This is a genomic window from Paludibaculum fermentans (genome assembly GCF_051172195.1).
GTDB lineage: Bacteria > Acidobacteriota > Terriglobia > Bryobacterales > Bryobacteraceae > Paludibaculum > Paludibaculum fermentans_A.
In genome coordinates this window covers 5,369,511-5,394,062 of the sequence record NZ_JBPJAQ010000001.1, presented here as the reverse complement: position 1 = coordinate 5,394,062, position 24,552 = coordinate 5,369,511, and the positions used below count along the sequence as shown (strand labels likewise).

At 63.5% G+C, this 24,552-nt stretch carries 15 protein-coding genes; 7 read left to right on the top strand and 8 right to left on the bottom strand.

Annotated elements, in window-relative coordinates; genetic code table 11:
• Positions 1 to 103 precede the first annotated feature (103 nt).
• Positions 104 to 1,468, bottom strand: coding sequence for a TrpB-like pyridoxal phosphate-dependent enzyme (locus tag ACR9Y2_RS21655; RefSeq protein ID WP_435043744.1), 1,365 nt, complete (start codon positions 1,466 to 1,468; stop codon positions 104 to 106).
• A 120-nt stretch (positions 1,469 to 1,588) separates the two neighbouring features.
• On the opposite strand from ACR9Y2_RS21655, the gene ACR9Y2_RS21650 reads away from it, so the two are divergent.
• Positions 1,589 to 2,992 carry a sulfatase family protein gene (locus tag ACR9Y2_RS21650; protein WP_435043743.1) on the top strand — a complete coding sequence of 468 codons (1,404 nt, stop codon included), beginning with the start codon at positions 1,589 to 1,591 and terminating at the stop codon, positions 2,990 to 2,992.
• Between the two features lie 280 nt (positions 2,993 to 3,272).
• On the opposite strand, the gene ACR9Y2_RS21645 is transcribed toward ACR9Y2_RS21650, so the two are convergent.
• Genes ACR9Y2_RS21645 through ACR9Y2_RS21635 form a run of 3 tightly spaced genes read right to left on the bottom strand, consistent with a single transcriptional unit; the run spans position 3,273 to position 6,806 of the window.
• On the bottom strand, positions 3,273 to 4,631 hold the full coding sequence (locus ACR9Y2_RS21645) for a sigma-54-dependent transcriptional regulator (protein ID WP_435043742.1): 1,359 nt from the start codon (positions 4,629 to 4,631) through the stop codon (positions 3,273 to 3,275).
• A gap of 1 nt (position 4,632) precedes the next feature.
• A complete protein-coding gene (locus ACR9Y2_RS21640) occupies positions 4,633 to 5,181 on the bottom strand; it encodes an archaemetzincin family Zn-dependent metalloprotease (protein WP_435043741.1) in 549 nt (182 codons plus the stop codon).
• A complete protein-coding gene (locus tag ACR9Y2_RS21635; protein ID WP_435043740.1) occupies positions 5,178 to 6,806 on the bottom strand; it encodes an ATP-binding protein in 1,629 nt (542 codons plus the stop codon). The genes ACR9Y2_RS21640 and ACR9Y2_RS21635 overlap by 4 nt, the downstream gene beginning before the upstream one ends.
• An 83-nt stretch (positions 6,807 to 6,889) precedes the next feature.
• On the opposite strand from ACR9Y2_RS21635, the gene ACR9Y2_RS21630 reads away from it, so the two are divergent.
• Positions 6,890 to 8,191, top strand: a complete 1,302-nt coding sequence (locus ACR9Y2_RS21630) for an amidohydrolase family protein (RefSeq protein ID WP_435043739.1) — start codon at positions 6,890 to 6,892, stop codon at positions 8,189 to 8,191.
• 104 nt (positions 8,192 to 8,295) lie between these two features.
• Positions 8,296 to 9,681, top strand: coding sequence for a VWA domain-containing protein (locus ACR9Y2_RS21625; protein WP_435043738.1), 1,386 nt, complete (start codon positions 8,296 to 8,298; stop codon positions 9,679 to 9,681).
• Positions 9,682 to 9,684: 3 nt separating this feature from the next.
• Here ACR9Y2_RS21625 and ACR9Y2_RS21620 read toward each other — a convergent pair whose 3' ends face one another.
• The gene (locus ACR9Y2_RS21620) at positions 9,685 to 10,371 is read right to left on the bottom strand and encodes a response regulator transcription factor (protein WP_435043737.1); all 687 of its coding nucleotides are present in this window, start codon (positions 10,369 to 10,371) and stop codon (positions 9,685 to 9,687) included.
• Positions 10,346 to 12,259: a sensor histidine kinase gene (locus tag ACR9Y2_RS21615; protein ID WP_435043736.1), complete on the bottom strand. Its 1,914-nt coding sequence runs from the start codon at positions 12,257 to 12,259 to the stop codon at positions 10,346 to 10,348. The genes ACR9Y2_RS21620 and ACR9Y2_RS21615 overlap by 26 nt, the downstream gene beginning before the upstream one ends.
• A gap of 607 nt (positions 12,260 to 12,866) precedes the next feature.
• On the opposite strand from ACR9Y2_RS21615, the gene ACR9Y2_RS21610 reads away from it, so the two are divergent.
• Positions 12,867 to 15,068 carry a S8 family serine peptidase gene (locus ACR9Y2_RS21610; RefSeq protein WP_435043735.1) on the top strand — a complete coding sequence of 734 codons (2,202 nt, stop codon included), beginning with the start codon at positions 12,867 to 12,869 and terminating at the stop codon, positions 15,066 to 15,068.
• 75 nt (positions 15,069 to 15,143) lie between these two features.
• Here ACR9Y2_RS21610 and ACR9Y2_RS21605 read toward each other — a convergent pair whose 3' ends face one another.
• Positions 15,144 to 15,857 (bottom strand): hypothetical protein, encoded by a 714-nt coding sequence (locus ACR9Y2_RS21605; protein ID WP_435043734.1) that lies wholly within the window; start codon positions 15,855 to 15,857, stop codon positions 15,144 to 15,146.
• A gap of 100 nt (positions 15,858 to 15,957) precedes the next feature.
• On the opposite strand from ACR9Y2_RS21605, the gene ACR9Y2_RS21600 reads away from it, so the two are divergent.
• From ACR9Y2_RS21600 to ACR9Y2_RS21590, 3 genes are read left to right on the top strand one after another with little or no spacing between them, the layout of a single operon-like run.
• Complete coding sequence (locus tag ACR9Y2_RS21600; protein WP_435043733.1) at positions 15,958 to 16,707, top strand: SDR family NAD(P)-dependent oxidoreductase; 750 nt, start codon at positions 15,958 to 15,960, stop codon at positions 16,705 to 16,707.
• Positions 16,704 to 17,450, top strand: coding sequence for an ABC transporter ATP-binding protein (locus ACR9Y2_RS21595; RefSeq protein ID WP_435043732.1), 747 nt, complete (start codon positions 16,704 to 16,706; stop codon positions 17,448 to 17,450). Before ACR9Y2_RS21600 ends, ACR9Y2_RS21595 begins: the two co-directional genes overlap by 4 nt.
• Positions 17,447 to 19,567: an ABC transporter permease subunit/CPBP intramembrane protease gene (locus ACR9Y2_RS21590; protein ID WP_435043731.1), complete on the top strand. Its 2,121-nt coding sequence runs from the start codon at positions 17,447 to 17,449 to the stop codon at positions 19,565 to 19,567. The genes ACR9Y2_RS21595 and ACR9Y2_RS21590 overlap by 4 nt, the downstream gene beginning before the upstream one ends.
• Here the strand turns inward: ACR9Y2_RS21590 and ACR9Y2_RS21585 are convergent.
• Complete coding sequence (locus tag ACR9Y2_RS21585; protein ID WP_435043730.1) at positions 19,564 to 24,441, bottom strand: S8 family serine peptidase; 4,878 nt, start codon at positions 24,439 to 24,441, stop codon at positions 19,564 to 19,566. The genes ACR9Y2_RS21590 and ACR9Y2_RS21585 overlap by 4 nt on opposite strands.
• Positions 24,442 to 24,552 lie beyond the last annotated feature (111 nt).

Sequence of the window (24,552 nt, the reverse complement as noted above, 5' to 3'; positions counted from 1 at the left end):
GATTTAAAGGTCTGTTTCCACTTTGATGCTAGCACCCGCACCTCTCGCCGGACCCATAAAAGAGGCCCGCGATTGTAATACTTTTGTCGCCAAAGGCCCGTATTTATTCGGGTACGGAGGGTAGGCCAGCCAAGGCCATAGCCAACTCGCTGTCTTCGTACTGGAGGTCTGTCAACTTGCCGGCGAAGTAATCGGTATAGGACTGCATATCGAAATGGCCGTGGCCGCTGAGGTTGAAGAGGATGGTTTCCGCCTTGCCTTCGGCTTTGCAGCGGAGGGCTTCGTCGATGGCTCCGCGCACGGCGTGGTTGGCTTCGGGAGCAGGCAGGATGCCTTCGCTGCGTCCGAAGAGGACTCCGGCTTCGAAGCAGGCGAGTTGGTGGTAGGACCGGGCTTCGATGAGTCCGAGTTCGGCGCAGTGGCTGACGAGGGGCGCCATGCCGTGATAGCGGAGACCGCCGGCGTGGAAGCCAGGCGGCGTGAAGGAGCTGCCTAAGGTATGCATCTTAGTCAGCGGGGTGAGGTGCGCGGTATCGCCGAAATCGTAAGCGTAGCGGCCCTTGGTGATGGAGGGGCAGGCGGCCGGTTCGACGGCGAGGATGCGGGTCTTCTTTCCCTCGCGCAGGTTCTGGCCGATGTAGGGGAAGCTGATGCCGGCGAAGTTGGAGCCGCCGCCGGTGCAGGCGATGACCACATCGGGCGCGTCGTTGGCCATCTCCATCTGGAGCATGGCTTCCTGGCCGATGACGGTCTGGTGCAGCAGGACGTGATTGAGGACGCTGCCGAGAGCGTACTTGGTGTCGTCGCGCTGGGCGGCCACTTCGACTGCTTCGCTGATGGCGATGCCGAGGCTGCCGGGGTGATCGGGCCGCTTGGCGAGGATGGCGCGGCCGGAGGCGGTCTCATTGGAAGGGGACGCGACGCAGCGGGCTCCGTAGCTCTCCATCAGGGCCCGGCGGTAGGGCTTCTGATTATAGGAGACGCGGACCATGAACACCTCAATCTCGAGGCCGAAGAACGCGCCGGAGAGAGCGAGGGAGGAGCCCCACTGCCCTGCTCCGGTTTCGGTGGAGATGCGCTTGACGCCGGCTTCCTTGTTGTAGAAGGCCTGGGCGATGGCGGTATTGGGTTTGTGGGAGCCGGCGGGGCTGACGCCCTCGTACTTGTAATAGATCTTCGCCGGAGTATCGAGGGCCTTCTCCAGACGGCGGGCACGGTAGAGCGGACTGGGGCGCCACTGGCGATAGATGTCGCGCACGGGCTCAGGGATCTCGATGTCGCGTTCGGTGGAAACCTCCTGGAGGATGAGGCTCATGGGGAAGAGCGGTTCGAGGTCGGCCGGGCCCACCGGCTGCATGGTGCCGGGGTGGAGGACCGGCGGCGGCGGCGTGGGCAGGTCAGCGACCAGGTTGTACCAATTCTTCGGGATGCGGGTTTCGTCGAGGATGTATTTGACGGTGTCGGACATAAGGTACTCCAGGGATGGGTTGAAGGGGCAGTTTATCAAGTTGAGGCCGCCTGATGGGCGCGGCACTGAGCGATTTGCATCGCGGGGCCGCTTCTGGTGTGCTGATTCTGAGCTTCCGTCATGAACCACACCATTTCTCATTTCACGCGCCGGAACGCGCTTCGCCTGTTGGGGGGCGCCTCGGCCAGCGCCCTGGCGAACGGACAGGCGCGGCGGCCCAACTTCCTGGTGATTGTGACGGACGATCACGGGATCGGCGATGTGGGCTGTTTCGGGCACAAGGAAGCGCTGACGCCGAACCTGGACCGACTGGCGGCCTCTGGCGTGCGGTTCACGCAGTGGTATTCGAATGCGCCGGTGTGCTCGGCGTCGAGGGCGGCGATTCTGACAGGGAAATATCCGGACAGGACAGGTGTGCAGGGTGCGCTGGCATCGCAGCCCACATTCGATGTGCCGGGATTGCGGCAAGGCGAGGTCACCTTCCCTGCCCTGCTGAAGCAGGCGGGCTACGGGACGGCTGCATTCGGGAAATGGCATGTGGGGAGCGCTCCGCAGAGCCGACCGATGGCGCAAGGGTTCGACCAGTTCTTCGGGTGGTACTCGGGGTGGCTGGACGCGTACTCGCACCGGTATTACCAGTTGGGGTCGGCTCCGGGGAAGATCTTCCACGATTTGTGGCGCAACACGGAGGAAGTGTTTGAGGAGCCGGCGTATATGACGGAACTGCTGGCGCGCGAGGCTTCGGCGCATCTCGCGCAACAACAGAAGCAGCAGCCGTTCCTGATGTACCTGGCTTTCGGGGCTCCGCACTATTCGATGATGGCGCCGAAGAAGTACCTGGACCGGTTTCCGGCATCGATGGAGCGGGACCGGCGCACGCATCTGGCGATGGTGGCGGCTGTGGATGACGCAGTGGGGCTGCTATTGGATCAGTTGCGGCGGCAGGGGCTGGAGGAGGACACGGTGGTGTTCTTCCAGGCGGATAACGGAGCGACGCGCGAGGTGCGGGCCTCGAGCACGGCGCAGCCTTACACGGGCGGCAGCAACGGGTCGTATCGCGGGTACAAGCTGGGGCTGTTCGACGGAGGGATGCATGTGCCGGCGATGCTGCGGGCTCCGGGGTTCGTGAAGCCGGGCCAGGTGTGGGAGCGGCCGCTGATGTCGATGGATCTGCTGCCGACGTTCCTGACGATGGCCGGGCAGGCGGGCCGCATTCCGGCGGATGTGGATGGGCAGGATCTTTTGCCAGTGCTGCGCGGGGCGAAACAGACGCATGCCGATATGTTCTGGAGCTTCAACAAGGAACGGGCGGTGCGGGAGGGCGACTGGAAGCTAATTGTGAATCCGCCGGCGTTTCCGGGGGAGGAGACAGGGGTGAAGGTGTGGCTGTCGAACCTGGAGGCGGATCCGGGCGAGAAGCGGAACATGGCCGGATCGGAACCGGAGCGGGTGCGGCGGATGATGGAGAAACTGCGGGGGTGGGAGAAGTATGTGGGGATCCGGGTGGAGGCGCTTTCAGAGTAGGACAGAGAGGTTTGGTTCCGAAATAGTTGGGGGGATGCCCTGCTTCATAGAGGGTACGGGGGTAGCCCGTCACTTACGTTCCGGGACCGGGGCTGGGTGGGCGGTTTCATCCACTTTGGCGGCCGGTGGGGCTATGCGCGACTCTGGTGAAGACGCGTGGGTGTCCGTGGCCCGCTCCTTGCCAGTCGCGGTTCGCAGCGCGGAGGGGACCCCTCCCTGACGGTCGGGGTTCGTAGCGGCTTCCTCTCGTTTGGCGGCTCGGTTTGAGGTGGGGGCCCGATTAGCGCTGGATGTCGTATTTTTTGATCTTCTCGTACATGGTGGAGCGGTCGATGCCCAGGGACGAGGCCGCTTCCTTGACGTTGCCTCCGGTGCGCTGCAGGGCGGCCTGGACGGCCTGGCGTTCGAGGTCCTGCAGGGTCATGTTAGCGGGGACGCTCCAGGCCTTGCGCTCCTGCATGGTGCGGGTGAGGAAGCCGAAGTCGTCTTCGGAGAGCACCTGGCCGCGGCAGGTGACGATGGCGCGCTCGATGGCGTTCTCGAGTTCGCGGACGTTGCCGGGCCACTCGTATTCGAGCAGGACCTTCATGGCTCCTTCGGAGATGTCCTGGATGTCCTTGTTCAGCTCGGGTGAGAGGCGTTGGACGAGGTGGCGGGCCAGCAGGGGCAGATCCTCACGACGCTCGCGGATGGGCGGGATGCGGATCTCGATGACGTTGAGGCGGTAGTAGAGATCATCGCGGAAGCGACCCTGGCTGACTTCTTCGACGAGGTCCTTGTTGGTGGCAGCGATGACGCGAACGTCGACCTTGACCTCTTCGGAGCCGCCCAGGCGGTAGAAGCGGCGTTCCTGCAATACGCGCAGCAGGTCGGCCTGCAGCTTGGGGGAGATGTCGCCGATCTCGTCGAGGAAGATGGTGCCGCCGTCGGCCAGTTCGAACTTGCCGCGGGTGCGGGTGGCGGCTCCGGTGAAGGCGCCTTTTTCGTAGCCGAAGAGCTCGGATTCAAGCAGCGTTTCGGCCAGGGCGGCGCAACTGACCGGGACAAACGGCTTATCGGCGCGATCGCCGGAGTAGTGGACGGCGCGGGCGATGAGTTCCTTACCGGTACCGCTCTCGCCGCGCACCAGCACGGTACTGCGGAGGCCGGCCACGTCCTGCACCAGTTGCAGGATGGCGAGCATGCGCGGGTTCTTGGTGATGATGTCGTGGAAGTCGTACTGGCCGGTGAGGCGCTTGCGCAGGATGGTGTTCTCCAACTGGAGGTTCTTCACCTTGATGATGCGGGCCACCACCAGTGAAATCTCTTCCGGGTTGCAGGGCTTGACGATGTACTCCTGCGCGCCCTCTTTCATGGCGGTGATGGCGGTGTCGACGGTGGCGTAGGCGGTGATGATGATGACGGGCGCTTCCGGGTGAAGCTTACGGATCTCCATCATGGTTTCGATGCCGTCCATGCCGCCGGGCATCTTCAGGTCGATGAAGTAGATGGCATAGTCGGCGGCGCGGGCGGATTCGACGGCGCGGCGGCCGGAGGAGGCAGTATCCACGTCATAGCCGTCTTCGCGTAGCCACGCGGCGAGCGACTCGCACATCACCTCTTCGTCATCGACCACCAGGATCTTCCAAACGGCTTTCATGTCAGTCGTACCTCACTTCTTCCAGCCGTTCCTGCAGAACGGGCCAGCAGCCTTCGCAATACCATTCCAATTTCGAGTCCACCTGCGGCAGGTTGATGGACAGGCTCATCGCACAACGCATGTCGGGACAGTGGATGAGTCCAAACGTATGCCCGAGTTCGTGCATGGCTTCCTTGCGCGCACGGCCGAGCAGCGCCGTGCCATCGGGCGCCATGCCATAGAACTCCTGCCGCAGCCTGGCAGTGGAGACCACCGCGGCGCGTCCCCTCAACTGCGCCTGTCCAAAGACGAAGGTCAACATGGGGATGAAGAGATCGCTCTCGGTGACGCCCAGGATGCGGGACACGCCGGGTGGCGCCTGTTCCAACAACAGCTTGAGCATCGTGACAGAGCTCATCTGGCCCCTGGCACGGTCGTAGCCATCCAGCGGCACGGGCAGCTGGATGCGGCGCACGACAGGCATGCCAATCCGTTCTTCGACGCATTCGGTGATCGTCCTCATCACGGGTTCCTCGACCTCGCCGAGCGAGGCCAGACACAGGCCGCTCACACGGCAGGCTCCGCCGGGGTGGCAGGCGGCTTCAGAGCGGATTCCATGGGAATGGTCACGGTGAACGTGGCGCCTTCGCCCAAGGTGCTTTTCACGTCGATTTCGCCGTCGTGCGCCTGGACGATGCCGTAGATGACAGCCAAGCCCAGGCCCACGCCTTTGCCTTCTGGTTTCGAGGTGAAAAAGGGATCAAAAATCTTACTGAGGTTCTCCGGCGAGATGCCTTCGCCGTTGTCCCTGACGATCATCTCCACGCTCTTCCGGTCGTCAGCGACACAGGTACGGACCAGGACCTTGCCGCCGCCCTTGCCCTGGGTGGCTTCAGCGGCGTTGAGGACGAGGTTCAGCACCACCTGCTGCATTTGCGAAGGGTCGCAGGAGACGGTGGGCAGATCGGCCGGCAGGTCGACCTCGACCTCGGTATCGCAGAGCTTCAGCTTATGGGACGCCAGGGTGAGGGTGGAGCGAATGATGCGGTTGAGATCGGCCGGGGTGCGCTGCGGCTTGGAGCGGCGGGAGAAGGCGAGCAGGTCGGAGACGATGCGACCCACGCGCGCAGTTTCAGTGGCCACTTGGCCGAGGTATTTGCGGAAGTCGGCCAGGCGGTTGGGTGGCACGCCGTCGTCCTTGAGAAGGCGCTGCATGAGCATGGCCAGGTTGAGGACGCCGGAGACAGGATTGTTGATCTCGTGGGCGACGCTGGCGGCGAGTTGGCCTAGGGAAGCCAGGCGATCGTTGTGGAGCAGCTTCTGCTGGGCGGCTTTCAACTGTTGAGTGCGGTCTTCCACCTTCTTCTCCAGGCTTTGGGTGAAGGTGTTGATCTCATCCATGGCGCCCTGCAGGCGGTCGCGCATGGTGTTGAACGAGGTCACCAGCGCGTCCATCTCCTCGCTGCCGTGGCTGATGCGGATGGGGGTGCCGAGTTCCATTTCGCTGACGGCCCGCGTACCTTCGATGAGCTCGCGGATGGGCAGGCCGACGAAGAAGCGGACGAAGAAGAAGATGAAGACAGCGGTGAGGAGGATGGTGATGCCGGTGGTGACGACGGTGTGCTGGGTCATGGCCGCCTCTTCCTGGCGGACAGGATCGAGATTCAGGGCGACGTCCAGAACGCCGAGGACGCGGGTGCGAGCCGGATGGGCGTGGCAGTCGGCCTGGCTGCACGAGGTCTCGTTATAGATGGGCGTCACCATGTTGAGCGAATCCCGGCCATCGGTACCGCTGTAGATGCGCACGCGGGAGGCTGGCGCCACCTCCACCTTGACGGGCATGGAACCGTGGCAGGCGACGCAGGGCTGCTCGTTCACGGTCATCAACTGCGCGTTGTCGCCTTTCTTGGTGGAGAACATCAGGCGGCCTTCGCGGTTGAACATGCGGATGCGATCGACGCCCTGTTTGGCGGCGATGACGCTCATGATGTCGTAGGCGGCCGAGCGGTGATCGTCCTTCATGGCGTGCCAGGTGGCGCTGGTGATGCTCTTGGAGAGCTGGTCGGCGCCGAGGATCATCGTTTCGAGCGTGTGCTGATTCTGAACGCGGAGATAGACCACTCCGGCCACGACGTTGATCAGGATGACGATCACCGTGAGGGAAACGATCAGTTTGCTCGACAGGCGGCGTGGCATGACAAAACCATCCTTGAAACGATTACAGAGTTTCAACTCCATTATGCTGCAATTTGAATCCGGCTATACTACGGGCCGATCGTATGCAGCGCCGTACCTTTTTCACAGCCGGCCTGGCCGCCGGATGGCCCGCCGCCAGAGCCGCCCAGCCAAGCCCGCGCAATGACCTCAGCCGGGCTATCGATGAGATGCCGCTGGTGGACTCGCACGAGCACCTGCTGCCCGAACAGGAGCGGCTGGAGCTGAAGCCGGACCTGTTCCTGCTGGCTTCCCATTACCTGAACAACGACATGGTGAGCGCAGGCATGCCTGCCGCCGGGCCGAAGACGTGGGCCGAGTTCGAACCCTGGTGGCAGGTTTCGAAGTTCACCGGTTACGGCCAGGCGCTGAGCATTGCCATCCGGGACATCTACGGAATCGGAGAGATTTCCGGGGCAACCCTGCCGCGAATCAATGCGGCGATTGCGGAGGCGAACAAACCGGGATTGTACCGGCGAATTCTCAAGGGCCGGATGAAGCTCGATTACGCGGTGCTGGACGATTACTGGCACGGCGACCCGGTGGCTCCGGATGGCGAGTTCTTTGTCCTGGCACGGAAGATGGACTGGTTCTGTACGGCGGCGAAGGCAGCGGACATCCGGCGAATGGAGGAGGTGACGGGGGTCGGTATCCCGGATGTGAAGGGGTTGAAGCGGGCGGTGGAGAAGCGGCTGGAGCAGAGCCTGGTGGCCGGGCTGGTGGCGATCAAGAGCACGCTGGCTTACAACCGTCCACTGCGTTTCGAGGTGGTCTCCGAGGGCGACGCGCAGCGGGATTTCGACCTGCTGATGAAGGAACCGCAGAAGCAGGCGCCGCGGCGGCTATCGGATCACCTCTTCCACCATGTGCTGCAGTTGGCGGATGCCCACAAACTGCCGGTGCAGATGCACACGGGGCTGCAGGCGGGCAATGGGAACACGCTGGAGAACTCGCGGCCGATCCTGTTGACCAACCTCTTTGGACTCTATCCAAAGGTGGTATTCGATCTCTTCCACCTGGGCTGGCCGTGGATGGACGAGGTGGCGGCGCTGGCGAAGATGTATGCCAACGTGACGGCTGACATGTGCTGGGTGCATATCATCACGCCGACAGGGGCGCGGCGGGCACTGGACGAACTGATCGACACGGTGCCGTTGAACAAGATCCTGGGCTTTGGGGGCGATTACCGCTATGTGGAGCTCAGCTATGCACATGCGGTGATGGCGCGGCGGAACATCGCGCAGGTGCTGGGGGAGAAGGTCCAGCAGCGGGTGATGACGGAGGCCGAGGCGCTGCGGGCGGGGCGGCTGATCCTGCATGACAATGCGGCGCGGATCTTCCCCCGGCCTGCGCCAAAGCGGGCCTAGAAGGGCACAAACTGTAACGAAAACCGACCGGAAGACGTACAATTAGTGGGTCCGTCCGGGATTTGGGGATCCTGGCAGCCGCTGCGTTTTCTGGAGCCACCACAGTGCGCCTGGCAAGTTCTCTGGTCCTATTACTCGCCTGCGCGGCCGCCTTACCGGCGGACGACGGCGATGTCACCTTCAAAAGCGATGTTTCCCTGGTGCGTGTGGACGCCCAGGTGCTCGACCGTGATGGCCGGGCGGTGACCGGACTGCGCCGCGAGGACTTCATCCTGACGCAGAATGGGCGGCGGGTGGAGATCCGCAATTTCGCGCGGGAAGAGATGCCGGTGGACGTGATCCTGCTGCTGGACGTGAGCGGCAGCATGCGCTCGCACGTACAGCGGATGGCCGACGCCTCCCACGATGCGCTACGGGTGCTGGGGCCGGACGACCGCGTGGCGATGATGGTGTTCGACCGGTCGTCGCGCGTACGGCTGCCGTTCCGCAGCAACAAGGACGACGTGGTGCGGGAGTTCGAGAGCCTGCTGCGCAGCGAGACGTTTAACGGCGGAACAGACATCACGCGGGGACTGCTGGATGCGGCGAACTACATGCGAAAGTCGGCCCGCAAGGATGCGCGGCGGGCGATTGTGATCATGACGGATGACCAGACGGAAAAGGATCGCAGTGAGCAGCAGGTGGGTTCCGCCCTCGCCGAGGCTGATGCGGTATTGAGTGCGATTATCGCTCCGGACGCCATGAACAGCCGGATGGGCGGGTACCCGCAAGGCGGTGGCCAGTATCCTCCAGGCGGCAACCGGCGCGGCAATTCATGGCCGCGCGGGGGGTCCATTCCCGACATTATCTGGGGCGGCGGCGGGCGCATTCCCGTGGGCGGCGGCCGGTACCCGGGCGGCGGGATGGGTTCACGAACGCAGTCAGCGGGCACCTCCGAGATTGCGAGGGAATCGGGCGGAGACAGCATGAGTATCTCGGATGCGTCGGCGTTCGAGACCACACTGGCGCGGATCCGGCAGCGCTATGCGATCTACTTCCAACTGCCGCCAGGCACGCGGGCGGGTGAAGAGAACCGGGTTCAGATTGCGCTGGCCGAGACGGCCCGCTCGCACTATCCCGGCGCGGACATCCGGTACCGCGGCAATTACCACGCGCCCACAAATATTGATCCCGCGGCACAGTCCGACACGACGGTGGTGAGCCAGTCGCAGACGCCAGCGTCGAGCGATGCGCCGGCTGGGGGCACTACACAGTCCGACCCGGTGCGACCCCGGCGGCGTGTGGTGTTGGACGACTCCAAGGGGCCCAGGGGTCCGAATCCGAATGTGGGGGCCGCGGCGGAAGGCGCGAGTGCGACGCCGGCCGCGGTGGATCCGAAGCCGTCGCAACCAGCGGCCTCGAGCAGCGAGAAGAAGGGCTGGCGGCGGGCGGATCCTGCCGATGTGATGCCGGATCCCGAGCCCGCGCCCAGCGTGAAGAAGAAGCAGTAGCGGCTAAGTGGCGAAGCGGTAGCCGGAGCCCCGGACGGTGCGGATGAAGCGCGGGAACTGAGGATTCTCTTCAATCTTCTGGCGCAGCCACGCGACGTGCACATCCACGGTCCTGGTGGAGATATCTGACTGGTATTCCCAGACATTCTTCAACAGTTCCTCACGCGAGATCACCTTGCCGCGATGATCGATGAGGTAGCGGAGCAGTTGGAGCTCCTTGCCGGCCAGGCTGACGGGCGAGCCGTCCTTGAGCAGTTCAGCCTTTTCGAAGTCCACCTGAACGGAGCCGAACTGGAAGCGCAGTACGGCCGGAAAGCTCTCTTTGTGGACGCGGCGCAGCAACGCTTCGACACGAGCCAGGAGTTCGGATGGATCGAAGGGTTTGGTGAGGTAGTCATCGGCGCCGAGCTTGAGGCCCACCACGCGATCGATGACCTGCGACTTCGCGGTAAGCATGAGGATGGCGACGTCGGAACCGTGCTGCCTCAATTCGCGGCACACCTCGAGCCCGTTCTTCCCAGGCAGCATAATGTCCAGAAGTACGAGGTCGCACTGACCTTCGCGGGCCTTGGCGAGGCCGGTAATTCCATCGGTTGCCGTATCCACCTCGTGGCCCTCGGCAGCCAGCAGATCAGAGAGCGTGAGCACCAGGCCGGGCTCGTCTTCAATAAGCAGTATTCGCGAACTCATTCCGTTGGCCGGCAGGCACGGTGGGGAGGGCGAGCACGAATTCCGCGCCGGCTCCCGGTCCGCTCCTTACCGAAACATTCCCTTCATGCGCTTCCGCGATTTTTTTGACCAGGCTCAACCCTAGTCCGGTTCCATGAATCTGATCGTCGATGGCTTTCTTACCACGATAGAACGGATCGAAGATCTGGTCGATCTCTTCCGGCGCCACGCCGGCGCCGCGGTCAGCGACCCGGATTTCGACGGTGGAACCGTTCTTGCCGTTGGCCAGGACGGCGGTCAAGCCGATCCAGCGCCCGTCGGCGCCGTACTTGGCGGCATTGGTCAGCAGATTCTGAATGGCATGTTTCAAGGCTATGGGGTCGCCCAGCACGGGCGGCAGATCCGAATCGATCTTCTGCTCGAGCACGCAACCGGACTTGTCGAGGACAGGGGATGCAGAAGAGATCGCGGCCTCCAGCAGGCTGCGCACATCAACGGCTTCGCGATCGCCGATGGCGCGGCCGGCTTTGGCGTTGGCGAACCGCAACACCTGCTCGACCATGGCGGTGAGCTTCTCGGCTTCCTCTCGAATCAGGTTCCCATAGCGCTGCACCTGCTTCTCATCACGAACCAGTCCCCCGCCCAGGTTGTGACCCGCGGTACGGATTACGGTGAGCGGTGTTTTGAGTTCGTGCGAGACGCCGGTGATGAATTCCATTTGCATATGAGCCAACCGTTGGGCGCGCTGGGTGTAGCGCACCAGCATCGTGATGGCGGCAACCATCAATAGAAGAACCCCGGAAGTCACTCCAAGGTTGCGCCATCTCACCTGATTCACGACAGCTTCCAGTGAACCGGACCTGTGCCGGGCCGACATCACCCAGCGGCCCCACTCCGGTGGAGCCTCGCGAGGGCCACCCGGACCGCCGCCGTTACGCCCGCCAGCCCAGACGCGACCCGTTTCCCTGGCCCGATTCATGGCCGCGCGCCGCATCACCTGCTCAAACTGAACATCCATCAGATTCATGGTGGCGTCGGCCCTGGCGCCGATCTTCGAGCTCTTGTCTCCGGTGGAGCTGAAGATGAGTTGCTCGGGGTGATCGCGGAGAGTGACCTCGACCTGATACTCCGGCGCGGCGCTGCCGAACAGGTGCCGGCTCAACAACTCGGGCAGAACCTCTTTCTGCACGGTGTCGAGATCGATTTCGATCAGAAGCCATTCGAGATTGAGGCGGAAGAAATCGTCGCGGCGCAACTCGCGGAAGTCCCTGCGCAGGTCACCGGGCGGCGGAGGGACGCGGTCTGCCCGCGGCTCTCCGGACCGGCCCAGCTCCCGTGCGGGACGCGGCCCACCGGGTCCGCCGCTCTCGGGGAACCGGACACGGGGCAGCTCGACGACAGCCGATTCCGCGGCACTGCCTGCCCAGAAAGGCCGCCGGCCACCGAATTCAGCGCGGTTTAGCTGGGACTCCAGCCGGAGTCGTAAGGACGACCATTCGGCTGGCCACTCGGCTGCTCGAAAGCTGCCGTCCTCCATGTCCATCTCCCGCAACTTCAAAGTCGCGCCGGCGGGAGTGGCGATCATCAGACGGTGGAAGAGACGGGGATGGCGGGAGGACTCCCGCCAATGGACATAGCGCGCGGCATAGGCCTCTTCGCCCTGGCCGGGCTCAGTAGGTTCGTTGGCCAGGAGGGCTGAACATGCGGATTGAAGTTCGGAGTTGAAATCCTGGCTGACGCGGCGCAGGCCGGTTCCGAGGCTCTCTTTCAGTCTGGCCCGTTCAGCATAGCTGACCTGGGAAATCCAATCGAATTGAAGCCAACCCAGCACGCCAAGAAGAGCCGCCAACAGGCCCACAAAGAGCCACGAAAGCAGCGCCTGCCGCTTGTTTTTCCGCAGGTCCATCATAAAGATACAGCGGTGCCGGGGACCGTCTCTTCCTAGAGCATAGCGAATCGAATGCCAGGCGCCTGTCTTTCGCAGGTAAATCCTGAATCAAGATTGTTAAGGACGTCAAACCGGAACCGTCCGGCGGCGAGGTGATCCGGAAGGTCCTGTAACTCAGTCAACTCCCCCTGCATCAATACATTGAGTCGGTTGGCGTGAGGGCGAGCGGAGAGGCTGGGGGGCGCGGACATATCTTTACTTCAAAATTGAGACGCGCCGTGTGCCGCCTGCGTCACAAGCTGCAGCCGGCAACGCGAAGCGGACTGCCGGGTTCAACCCAATAGGGCCTGGCGCGCAACCGCTGAAGGCATGGATGCATTTGGCCGATCTACTCAAATAGTTCAAAACGAAGACCCACAAAACCATGAAACGGAATTCGATTCTTCTGGCCTTCTGGATGGCATTGGCCCCAGGGCTATTCGCTGAAGTACTCCCGGGGCGCTATATCGTAGAACTCACCACTGAGCCTGTGACGGATCACATGACCCGGACCAGGGGCCGGCGATCCGATCTTCGTGGCACTGAGGCAGAAGCCCACCGGACGCGCCTACGCGGAGAGCAGACGGCGATGCGGGGCAATATCGAACGGCGTTCGGGCATCGTGCTGGATTCCGTCAACACAGTGGCCAATGCGATGTTCGTCCAGGCGGACGCAGCCACGGCCGCGCAGCTTGCCCAATTGCCCGGCGTGAAGCGCGTCGTCCCGGTGCGCATGCTGCACCGCGTGCTGGACCGCGCGGTGCTGCTGCACAAGGTGAGCGATGTGTGGAATCAATTCGGCGAGAGCGCAGCCGGCGCAGGCATGAAGATCGGCATTATTGATACGGGCATCGAGCTGAGCCACCCGGCTTTCCAGGACAGCTCGCTGACGGTGCCTGACTCGTTCCCGCGTGCGAATACGGTTTTCGACCTGACCTATACGAACAATAAGGTCATCGTCGCGCGCAGCTATGTGAATCTGCTGCAGTACCGCGATGTCGACTACACGCCGCGCGACCACGTAGGCCACGGTACGGCGCTGGCCACTATCGCGGCCGGCGTTCGTTCGCAAGGTCCGCTGGCCACGATCCAGGGCGTCGCGCCGAAGGCGTTCCTGGGCGTCTACAAGATTTTCGGAACGCCGGGCTATAACGATTACGCCTCTGACGACGCGATAATCAAGGCATTCGACGACGCAGTGGCCGACGGTATGGATGTGATCAGCCTCAGCGTGGGTGATGACTTCGCGCCGCGCCTGGAGGACGACCTGGATGTAGCAGCGGTGGAACGCGCCACGCAGGCGGGCGTCATCGTAGTCATCGCCGCGGGCAACAATGGACCGGGCCTGAACACAATCGGGTCGCCCGCGACGGCTCCTTCCGCAATTTCAGTCGGCGCCACCACCAACGACCGCACCTTCGCCCCAAGCGTGGAAGTATCCAGCGTGGGATCCTATGTGGCGTACAACGGCTATACACCGGCGGGGTCGACACCAGTCACTGGCAACCTGGTGGATGTTTCCACCCTGGACGGCAATGGCCTGGGCTGCTCAGCCTTCCAATCCGGCAGCCTCAGCGGCAAGATCGCGCTAATCCAGCGTGGCGACTGCTATTTCGAGGACAAGATCAACAACGCGAAGAATGCGGGAGCGGTGGGCGCGCTGGTCTACATGCGCGATACGGCTCCGGATCCGATCTACATGAGTGTCGGTGCGGCCACCCTGCCGTCGCAGGCAGTGAGCTATGGAGATGGCGTCGTCATCAAACAGGGACTGGCGGCGCAGCCCGATCTTTCCACCACGATGCACTTCGACATCGGCAGCGTTCCGGTGACGCCAAACCGCCTGACCGATTTCAGTGCGACCGGGCCCAGCGTGGATGGCGGCATCAAGCCAGAAATCGTCGCCGTGGGCAGCAACTTCTACACCGGCACACAGACGCTGGACTACTACGGGGACATGTATGATTCCAGCGGCTACATCCTGGTGGATGGAACGAGCTTCTCCACGCCGTTTGTGGCCGGGACAGCGGCACTGATCAAGAGCCTGCACCCCGGGCTGACGGTCGACCAGTACCGTTCGATGATCATCAACAACGGCTCCACCGCCTCAGGGATGACCGGCGGCACGGCCACAGTGCAGCAGGCGGGCGGCGGTTTGGTGGATGCCAGCGCCGCAGTGAATACGACGGTCACGGCTTATCCCGCGACGCTTCCGTTGGGCACGGGCGGCACAGAGGCACAAATGGCCCGCACCCTCACGCTGACCAATATCAGCGGCAGCAAAGACACGTATACTCTTGGCGCGGAGGGCGGCGCCGACCAGTTCCAGACTTCGATTGCCACGCCGACGGTCGACATCGAGGCAGGTTCTTCCACGGACGTAGTGGTGTCGTGGAACGGCTCCGGGATGACCGCCGGGGCTTATCAGGGCGCCATCACGATCACGTCCGCGAATACGGGCAAGACGTCGCGGGTGCCCTACTGGTTCGCGTCCTCCACGGCCGCGCCTGCGAGCATGAACATGATGTACAGCGCCGGCAGCGCAAACCGCAACCGCACCACGACCGTGTACTTCCGGGTCCTGGACGCGGCCGGCAACTCGCTCAGCAATGCGAGCCCCACCATTTCGGTCGTATCCGGTGGTGGTGCGACGGGCAGAGTGGCGAACTACGACAGCGACTGGCCGGGCATCTACGCGGTGACGGTCCGTGTGGGCTTTGCCGCAGGGGATAACGTGTTCCGGCTGCAGGCAGGTGATGCCACCATGAACTTCACGATCACCGGCCTCTAAACCAAACAAAAGAAAAAGGCCGGCGGGGATGGTACAGCCATCGCCGCCGGCCTTTTCCATTGGGAACCACAGTGCCTAGTCGAGGGCCGCGATCTCACCCGGGAGAATGCGGCGCGTGCGGGGCAGCAGGCCTTTCACACTCATCCAGCCCACCAGCGCCAGGACACTCACAAACGTAACCAGCTCAATCACATCGGAGGTACGGTTGCGGGGCAGGATCTTCCACAGGATGCCCACGGTGGGCTGCGCAATGCACATCGCCCAGACCGTACCGTAGAAGTAGCGGCGCTCGTGCCCTTCCCCGGCGGTGGAGGGCTTCACGCGCGGCAGTTTGCCCAGGGCGCCCAGGATCCAGACCGGAATCACGACGGGAAAGTATCCGTACCAATAGATCTGCTTCATCATCCACTTGCCGGTGGTCACCGCGACGACCAGGCCGACCAGGTTCAACAGGCCATAGCTGATGGCGGCGCCCCAGGCGAAGGTATAGCAGATGCGGCGGTAGACCGGATTCGGGCGGTCCTCTGTAAATCGGATGATATACGGCGCCGGCTCGGAGCCCGGCAAGCGGCCGCGCAAACCGGCGATGCCCGTCCCGACCAGGACCGCCGCCAGCCACCAAACCATGTTGCCGCCAAAGCCTTCGGCGAACAGCTTAAACGTCACCGGCCCCGGGATCAGGAAGAAAACAAAGATCCAGATGGGCCAATGGTTGACCCGGTAGTACGTCTTGTTGCGCGTACGGATCTTTCTCTCGGTATCGTATTCGATCTTTACCTGCGGATTCATTGCGAATAGATTAGTGTGGCATACCCGTACCCGCGTGCGACAGATCCCTGGTACCCGGGCAGCTGCCTTACGGCCCGGATTCCCGCTACAATCGTGCTTCATGCGGCTCGAACTCAATGGCGCCAAAGCGCTGGTCACCGGCGGCAGTAACGGCATCGGTCTTGCGATCACGGAAGCGCTCAGGTCCTGCGGAGCGGAGGTCACGGTAGCGGACCTCGAATCCACACCGCCTGTGGATGTCTGCAACGAGGCAGCGCTGGGCGAAGTCTTTGACACCCAGGGGCCGTTTGACATCGTGGTGGCAAACGCCGGCGCGGTGAGCGTGGCGCCCCTTGACGAGACCACCACCGAGCAGTGGAACCGCCTGCTGGCCATCAACCTGTCGGGCGCCTTCCACACCATCCAGTTGGCGGCGCGCCAGATGAAACCGCGGCGGCGCGGTGCAATTGTTCTCACCGCCTCAACCAATTCGTATGACGGCGAGCCGGACCTGATCGCCTACAATGCCACGAAGGCCGGCCTGCTGGGGCTGGTTCACACAGCCGCGGGTGAGTTGGGCCCATACGGAATCCGAGTCAACGCTGTCTGTCCGGGCCTGATCCGGACACGGCTGACGGAGTCGCACTTCTCCCAGCAGCAGGTGTTGAAGGATTACTTCCGGCACATCCCCCTGGGCCGGGGTGGGCAGCCCGCGGAAGTGGCGAATGCGGTGGCGTTCCTCGCGTCTCCGCTGGCTTCATTCATCACCGGCGCCACCCTGCTGGTGGACGGAGGGCAGATGGCCACGAAATTCGGGACCTGGAATGAGTCCTTCGCCCGATTTGAAACCGATCATTGGGAAGTCAAATGAATCAGACCATGCGGGCCGAGGGTCTAACAAAGTCCTTTGGCCAGGTGCACGCGGCCGATGGTGTCAGTCTGTCGGTGAGCGCCGGTGAAGTTGTCGGCCTGCTGGGCCCCAATGGCGCGGGCAAGACGACCATCCTACGGATGATTGCGGGCATCCTGACGCCCGACGCCGGAGAAGTCTTCATCAACGGGATCGACGTCGCGCGCGACCCGCTCGCCACCAAGTGCAAGATCGGCTTCCATTCGGGCGACACGCAGCTCTACCAGCGGCTGAATCCGCGTGAGGCGCTGGAGTACTTCGGCCGGCTGTACGGCATGAACGAGCGGGCGCTGCATCACCGGATTGACGAGCTGGTCGAACAGCTCGAGATGAGTTCGTTCGCCTCCCGGCCGTGCGGGACCCTATCCTCCGGCCAGAAGCAGCGCGCCAACATCGCGCGGGCGTTTCTGCACGAGCCGGACCTGCTGATCCTGGACGAACCAACGAATGCATTGGACGTGGTCAGCGGCCAGTTCATCGTCGAAGCGATTCGCCGGGAAAAGGCAGCGGGCCGGGCGGTTCTCTTCTCCACACACATCATGGGGGAAGCCGAGTATCTCTGCGACCGCATTGCCCTGCTGCATGAAGGCCGCATCGTGGACAAAGGCACGGTGCCGGAACTGCTGGAGCGCTCGGGCTGCCCGAATCTCACCGACGCCTTCCTGAAGAACATCGGCGCACGGCGCACCGGAGCAGCAGTATGAGACCGGCTACGGTATTCACGATTTACCGCAAGGAACTACGGGAGGCCCTGCGCGACCGCCGCACCATCTTCATGATGATCGGCCTGCCCATCCTGCTTTACCCGCTGCTGATGATCGGGCTCAGCCGGCTGCAGGAGGGCCAGGAAGCGGCTCAAGCGGCCCGCGCCTCACGCGTAGCGGTATGGGGCACCCTGCCGCTGGACGCGCAGGAGCGGATGCTGAAATCCGGAAAGATCGAACTGTTGCCCTGGGCCGGCGCCTCGGACCTTGTGCGCGCGGGCCTCGAGATGGACCAGTTGAAGCCGCCGCCGCGCCCGCCGATCGACCTGGAAGGCGACGACAAGCCCCCGGTGCCGAAGAAAATGCCGGACGCCATCTGGGCCAGGGCCGCGCAACAGGCGATTCTCGACCGTAAGGCCGACGCGATCCTCATTGCCTGGCCTGACTTCGGCATCAAGCTGCAGCGCGGGGACATGGCGGTGGCGAGCATCCTGTACGACTCCGTGCGGCCCGATTCCCGCAAAGCCCGTGACCGCATCAGCGATCACCTGCGGCAGTACCGCCTGGACCTGCTGGCCGTGCGCGAAACACAGAACAAGCTGCCAGACGGCTTTGCCACCGGCATCGACATCCAGAACACCAATGTGGCGAGCGAGCAGCGTAAGTCCGGCATGCTGGTGGGCATGCTGCTGCCCTATATGCTGATCCTCTTCTCAGCCATGAGCGGCTTTTATGCGGCCATCGACATGACGGCTGGAGAGAAAGAGCGCGGCACCATGCAAACGCTGCTCTGCGCTCCGGTGGAATCGCTGGAAATCATCGGCGGCAAGTTCCTGGCGGTGTGGAGCATCGCCATGATCGCCACGGTGGTCAACCTGTTGAGCCTGTCGCTCACCTTCACCCGCCTGAAGCTGATCCCCGGCATACAGACCAGTGTGCCGGTGACGTCGTATCTCATCGCCTTCGTGATGCTGGTGCCGATCTCCCTGATGATCAATGCGGTCTTCCTGGCCGTGGGAGCCTTTGCCAAGGATTTCAAGGATGGCCAGAACTTCCTGACCCCGATCCTGATGAGCCTGCTGGTGCCGCTGGTCGCCACCATGACACCGGGCATCGAGTTGAATGGATACCTTGCCTTCGTGCCCGTGGTGAACATCGCACTGCTGATCAAGGGCGTGTTCCTGGGAGAATGGGCGGCCGACACGCTGTTCCTGGTGATGCTCAGCTCGCTCTGCTACGCCTCGATTGCGTTGGTGTTCGCGGCTCACATTTTTGAGCGCAATTCGCTGCTGCTGGGCGGGAAGGAGCACCTTTCGGGTGTCTTCGATTTCTCGCGCCATCCGGGGGCACGGCCCACGCCCGCGGTTTCGATGCTGGTCTTTGCAGTCGCCCTGGTGATGGCCTTTTACGGCAGCCTCAGCCTCACCCGCTATGGCTTGCCGACAGTGCTGATTGTGATGCAGTTCGGATTCTTCCTGCTGCCCTGCCTGGCGCTGGTCCGGTTGAAAGGCTATGACTTCGTGGAGACCTTCTCGCTGAGGCTGCCCTCGCTGCGGGCCAGCGCAGCCTGCATTCTCATCGGCCTTTCGGCCTGGACGGTGGCTGGTGGACTGCTGGTGCGCCTGCTGCCGCCGCCCGAGTCGCTGCAGAAAGCAATGGAGCGGCTGCTGCTGCTGGACGACAAGCCGGCGCCGTTATGGCAGGCGCTGGTCCTGGTGGGCCTGATTCCCGCGCTTTGCGAAGAAGCTCTGTTCCGCGGCCTGATCCTCAGCGGCTTCCGGCGGCTGGGCATGTGGCCGGCGATCCTGGCGACCAGCCTGTTATTCGGCCTGGCACACGCCTCGATTTACCGGCTGCTGCCGACCTTTGCCCTCGGCGTCGCGTTCGGCTACGCCGTGTGGAAGACCCGTTCGCTGGCGGCGGGCATAATCTGCCACGCCTTAAACAATGGCCTGATGGCTGTGCTGGCCCGCTCCAAGGACATCATCGAAGAGCTTGGCCTCAGCGGCTCGAAGTATATTCCCTGGACCATCATCGGCGCAGGTTGCGTCGTCATGGTGTTGGGCCTTTGGCTGCTGTCGCAGGACCGGGACGCTGCCCGGACTGATCCCATTTAGGGGGTCAGCGTAATGTTTACGGTCTTGGTCACCGCACCATAGGTGGCGGTCAGGGTCACCGGGGTGGAGACTGCGACCGCCGAAGTCGTTACCGAGAGCATCGCGCTGGTGGCCCCGCCACTGACTGTCAATGCCGGTGGCAGAGGCACGGCAGGGTTCGGAGAACTGATCGAAATCGTCACCCCGCCCGCTATGGCGGGCCCGTCCAAACCCGCGATGAGATAGAACTTGGCCCCGCCCTTCACCGACGTGGGGCTGACGGACAAACTGCTCAGGTCGGTGGGCTTGATCGTCACGGTCACGGCCTTGCTGACGCCGCCATAGGTGGCCGTGATCGTCACTGCGGTGGCTGAGGCGACGAAGCTGGTGGGGATCGAAAAGTAGGCTGAACTGGTCGCCCCCGCGGGAATCGTCACGACAGCCGGAGGGGTTGCTTCGGCGCCCGAGGAGACCAGAGTCACGTTGGCGCCCCCGGCGGGGGCCGGACCATCCAGCGTCAGCGAGACAGGGCTGATCACCTTCCCACCCGAGATGGGGACCGCGCTCATCGAAAAGCTGGCTAACGTCGTGGGTTTGACGGTGACGACGACGGATTTGGACACACCCCCGAAGCTGGCGGTGAGCGTCACCGGAGTGTTCGCCGCAACAGAACTGGTAGGGATGCTGAAGTTGCCCGAAGCGGTGGCGCCGGCCGCCAGGTTCACGGTCGCCGGCGGGGTCACCGACGGGTCGGACGAAGTCAGTACGACCGAGGCTCCACTCGGACCGGCCGGGCCGTCCAGCGTGAAAGAGGCCGCGGTGATGGTCTTGCCGCCGCTAATCAGCAGGGGGCTCACGCTGAAGGTAGCCAATGCGGGCGGCTTCACCGTGATGGAGACCTGCTTGGAAACGCCGGCATAGCTGGCGGTCACGGTGGCCGGCGTGATTGCGGCAACTGAGAGAGTGTTGATCGTGAAGAAGCCGGACGAGGTTGCGCCGGCCGGCACGGTCACGGTAGCGGGCGGAACCACTGCCGGGTCGGTGGAGGTGAGCGACACCACCGCGCCGGAGGCGCCCGCTGGGCCATCCAGCGTCAGCCTGGCGGAAGTGATCGGCTTCCCGCCTGCGATCATCAGCGGACTGGCTGAAAACGTGAGCAAGGCGGGCGGCTTCACCGTCAGTGCGACTGCCTTGGAGATCCCGGCGTACGAGGCGGTTACCGTCACCGCCGTGGCGGTCGAGACGGAAGTCGTCGGCATCGCGAAACTGGCCGACGTGGTTGCTCCGGCCGGTACGGTGATGGTCGCTGGGGGCGTTACGGACGGATCAGACGAAACCAGGGTAACCAGGGCGCCCGACGGTCCGGCCGGCCCGTCGAGTGTGACGGAAGCGGACGTGACCGGCTTGCCTCCGATGACCGTCAACGGATTGGCGACGAACGAGATGAGCGCGGGCGGTTTGACGGTCAGCGAGACGGTCTTCGTGGCACCGGCAAAGGTCGCGGTCACGGTGACTGGCGTCGAAACGGAAACGTTGCTGGTGGTCATCGTGAAATTGCCGGAAGTGGTCGCCCCGGACGGCACGGTTACGGTGGCTGGGGGCGTTACCGATGGATCAGACGAGGACAGGACGATGACAGCCCCGGAGGGTCCGGCCGGCCCGTCCAGCGTGACGGAAGCTGAGGTGATGGTCTTGCCGCCGGAAACCGTCGCCGGGCTGGCCGTGAAGGTTAGCAGGGCTGGAGGTTTGACCAGCACGGTGGCGGTCTTGGCAACCCCGCCCAGCGTGGCTGTCACGATCACCGAAGTGGCTGTGGATACCGAGGTGGTAGGAATCGTGAAGAAACCCGAACTGGTCGTGCCGGCCGGCACTGTGACCGTGGCAGGCGGAGCCACCGCCGGATCAGAGGAGCTCAGCGAGATGGCCAAGCCTCCGGCTGGAGCCGGGGCGGTGATGCTCAATAGGGCCGTCGTGATCGGCTTGCCGCCGGCAATCGACGCCGGCAGCGTGAACCCGCTGATGGCCAGGGGAGTCAACGTAATGGTCGCCGCTTTGGAGACTCCGGCATAGGTTGCGGTCAGGATCACCTGGGTCGCAGCATTCACCACGCTGGTGGTGATCGTGATGTTGGCTGAGGTTGTGGCTCCGGCGGGAATAGTGACGGTCGCCGGCACCTGAACTGAGGGATCGCTGGATGTCAATTGGACCACCGCGCCCCCGGCTGGAGCAGGGCTGTCCAGTTTGACAACGGCGCTGGTGAGCGGCTTGCCGCCGGCCACACTCAGCGGGCTCACCGTGAAGGTGGACAGGCTGGTGGGGTTGACTGTCAAGGTGGCCGTCCTGGACGACGTCCCGTAAGTGGCGGTGACCACGACAGTGGTGGGCGCGGCCACCGCTGAGGTCGTGATATTGAAGAAGCCCGAGAGGCTGACCCCGGCTGGGATCGTGACGGTAGCCGGCACGGTCACGCCTGGCGTATCGCTGGTCAGGCTGACCACGGCTCCTCCGGCTGGCGTCGGGGCGTTCAACTGAACGCGGTTGGCGGTTGTCGTGGCCCCGCCTCCCGTCACTGCGGGCGACAGGTAAACGCCCGACATGAGGTAAGGCAGCACCGTCAGATTGGCTGATTTGCTGACGCCGCCCAGGGTTGCTGTGATAGCGACGACGGTATTGCTGGTGACAGCCGTCGTGGTGATCGTGAAGGGACTCGACTGGGTGGCGCCCTGGGGCACCGTGACGGTCGCCGGCAACGACGCCACCAGCGGCTTGTTGCTGGAGAGGCTCACGACTGCTCCGCCGGTGCCGGCGGGCATCGACAGCGTGACAATGTTACCCGTGGCGCTGGCGCCGCCGCCCACGGTCACGGGCGATAGAGTCAGGGCAGTCACGACGCCGCTCAACGTAAGCTGGACGTCCAGATTGGTCGCCACCCCGTCGCTGACCACCACGTTGTTGATGGTGGTGGGTAGGTGGTTCGGCGCGCTGACGACCACTGTGTAAGTTCCGGCGGGCAGTGAGATCGTGTTGTAGCCTCCATTCGCCGCCGAGGAAGCTCCGCCTGAATCTGCAGCGTTGTAGGCGGTCACCTGGGCACCGGATACAGGCCCGGGCGTGTTATCTGTCACCACACCCGAGATGCTGCCGAGCGCAGTCATGTCGAAATCGGTGGTCGTGACACCCCCGCCTGCGACAGCGACGCCGGCCGCGGTTTGGGTCGAGCGGCCCACGGCGCTGATGCGCAGATCGTAGGTACCCGCGATCACGGTCAGTGTGTAGAGTCCATTCGCGTCGGTCACGGTGGCCTGCCGGACCAGTCCGCCGCTGAGTGCCTGCACCACCACATTGCGGAGCGCGGTTGAGCCCTCCCGGATCGTACCCGAGAAGACTCCGGTGGAGACGCCGAGTTCCAGGCGGACGTGCGTGTCGGCGCCGGCCGGTATCACGACAGTCTGCGATCGTGCCGGGAACCCGCCGCCTGAGGTAGTGAAGGTGTAGGTGCCGGGCGGAACGTTGGCGAAGCGGAAGAGCCCGTTGGCATCGGTATTGCCGTTGAGTCCGCCCATGCCCACCGCGGCGCTGGCAATGGAATTCCCGGCCGCATCGACGATCTGTCCCACCAGGCCTCCACCGCTTTTGACGGGCAGGGTTCCATTCAGCGCACTGAAGGCATTGACACGCCCGAAGCCCATGTAGAGATCCCACAGGCCGTTCAGCGTTGTCGTGTCGGCCGACATTTCAATGCGCTGCATGACGGCATCGGCGGACAGGTTTGGGGTGGTGGCAAACAGGAGGGAGGCCAGCGCAGCAACGTTAGGCGTCGCCATGGAGGTGCCGCTCAACGTGGCGTACGTTGAGTTGAGGTAGGTGGAATAGATATTCACGCCGGGCGCCATCACATCCAGGCCGAAACCATAGTTCGAGAAGCTGGCGCGGAGGTCGCTGGAATCGGTCGCACCAATGCCCATGGCGTAGTTGGCTCCGCCCGGGTAGGTGAGGCCCGAGGTATTGCCGTTGCCCGACGCGGCGACCACAAGGGCATCATGGTTCCAGGCGTAGTTCACTGCATCCTGCAGGACTTGCGAATAGCCGCTGCCGCCCAGGCTCATCGAAATCACCCGGGCTCCGGCATCGGTTGCGGCCGTGATTGCCTGCGCGATCGTGAAATCGTTGCCATTGCCTTGGGAGTTGAGGACTTTGAAGATTACGAGTTCGGCCGGAAACCCGAGGGAAGCCACGCCGGTGGCGTTATTGGTGGCTGAGGCGACCGTGCCCGACACATGGGTCCCATGACCATGGTCGTCCTGCCACGGGCAGACCGCGCCGACCGCTGTCGTCGCGACGAGTGCCTGGCTGAGGGCCCAGTTGAACTGCCCGCCGCCGCCGAGATCCGTGGTCGAGCCGCCGCTGTTGATGAAATCGGGGTGCGTGCAATTGGCCCCGGTGTCCAGAATAGCCACCCGCACCCGGCTGCCGAATTCGCCGGCGTTGGGGAATTTGGCCGGGTACAAGCTCCAGGCCGAGGAAGCCTGCATTTTGGTCAGCCACCATTGCGTCGCATAGGAGGTGTCGTTGGGGGTGATGCCGGAGGCAGTGCGGATCCGGTTGGGCTCGGCGTACTCAACTTCGTTGAGTGCGGCCAACTGCTGCAGGATCACATCGCGAACCGGGGCGGGTACCTTCAACAAGTACAGATTGAAACTGCTTTGGGAGGCCGCGACGGAAACGGTGTTGTTGAAGCCGGCCAGGACGGTGGAAATGACTCCATTGGGCTTCAGCCGGATGACCACTTCGTCGGGTGTCAGGACGTCTTCCGGACCCGGGGCAATCAGTTTGCCTGCCCAGACAGACGCACTTAGCAATGAGGACACAACGAACAGTCGACCGAGAAACGACATCACTCCCCCTTCACATCGCGACAGCAACGCAATCAGCCCTTGGGCGCAGTATCGTAATTATGCCATTGATGTCTACAGCTGTTCGCCCAAATACGTAAAGTTGAGGTGAAG

Bases quoted from the DNA above. Each gene is read 5' to 3' on its own strand.
- ACR9Y2_RS21655 (WP_435043744.1), bottom strand. From the start codon at position 1,468: ATGTCCGACACCGTCAAATACATCCTCGACGAAACCCGCATCCCGAAG.
- ACR9Y2_RS21650 (WP_435043743.1), top strand. From the start codon at position 1,589: ATGAACCACACCATTTCTCATTTCACGCGCCGGAACGCGCTTCGCCTG.
- ACR9Y2_RS21645 (WP_435043742.1), bottom strand. From the start codon at position 4,631: ATGAAAGCCGTTTGGAAGATCCTGGTGGTCGATGACGAAGAGGTGATG.
- ACR9Y2_RS21635 (WP_435043740.1), bottom strand. From the start codon at position 6,806: ATGCCACGCCGCCTGTCGAGCAAACTGATCGTTTCCCTCACGGTGATC.
- ACR9Y2_RS21630 (WP_435043739.1), top strand. From the start codon at position 6,890: ATGCAGCGCCGTACCTTTTTCACAGCCGGCCTGGCCGCCGGATGGCCC.
- ACR9Y2_RS21620 (WP_435043737.1), bottom strand. From the start codon at position 10,371: ATGAGTTCGCGAATACTGCTTATTGAAGACGAGCCCGGCCTGGTGCTC.
- ACR9Y2_RS21615 (WP_435043736.1), bottom strand. From the start codon at position 12,259: ATGATGGACCTGCGGAAAAACAAGCGGCAGGCGCTGCTTTCGTGGCTC.
- ACR9Y2_RS21610 (WP_435043735.1), top strand. From the start codon at position 12,867: ATGCGGGGCAATATCGAACGGCGTTCGGGCATCGTGCTGGATTCCGTC.
- ACR9Y2_RS21605 (WP_435043734.1), bottom strand. From the start codon at position 15,857: ATGAATCCGCAGGTAAAGATCGAATACGATACCGAGAGAAAGATCCGT.
- ACR9Y2_RS21600 (WP_435043733.1), top strand. From the start codon at position 15,958: ATGCGGCTCGAACTCAATGGCGCCAAAGCGCTGGTCACCGGCGGCAGT.
- ACR9Y2_RS21595 (WP_435043732.1), top strand. From the start codon at position 16,704: ATGAATCAGACCATGCGGGCCGAGGGTCTAACAAAGTCCTTTGGCCAG.
- ACR9Y2_RS21590 (WP_435043731.1), top strand. From the start codon at position 17,447: ATGAGACCGGCTACGGTATTCACGATTTACCGCAAGGAACTACGGGAG.
- ACR9Y2_RS21585 (WP_435043730.1), bottom strand. From the start codon at position 24,441: ATGTCGTTTCTCGGTCGACTGTTCGTTGTGTCCTCATTGCTAAGTGCG.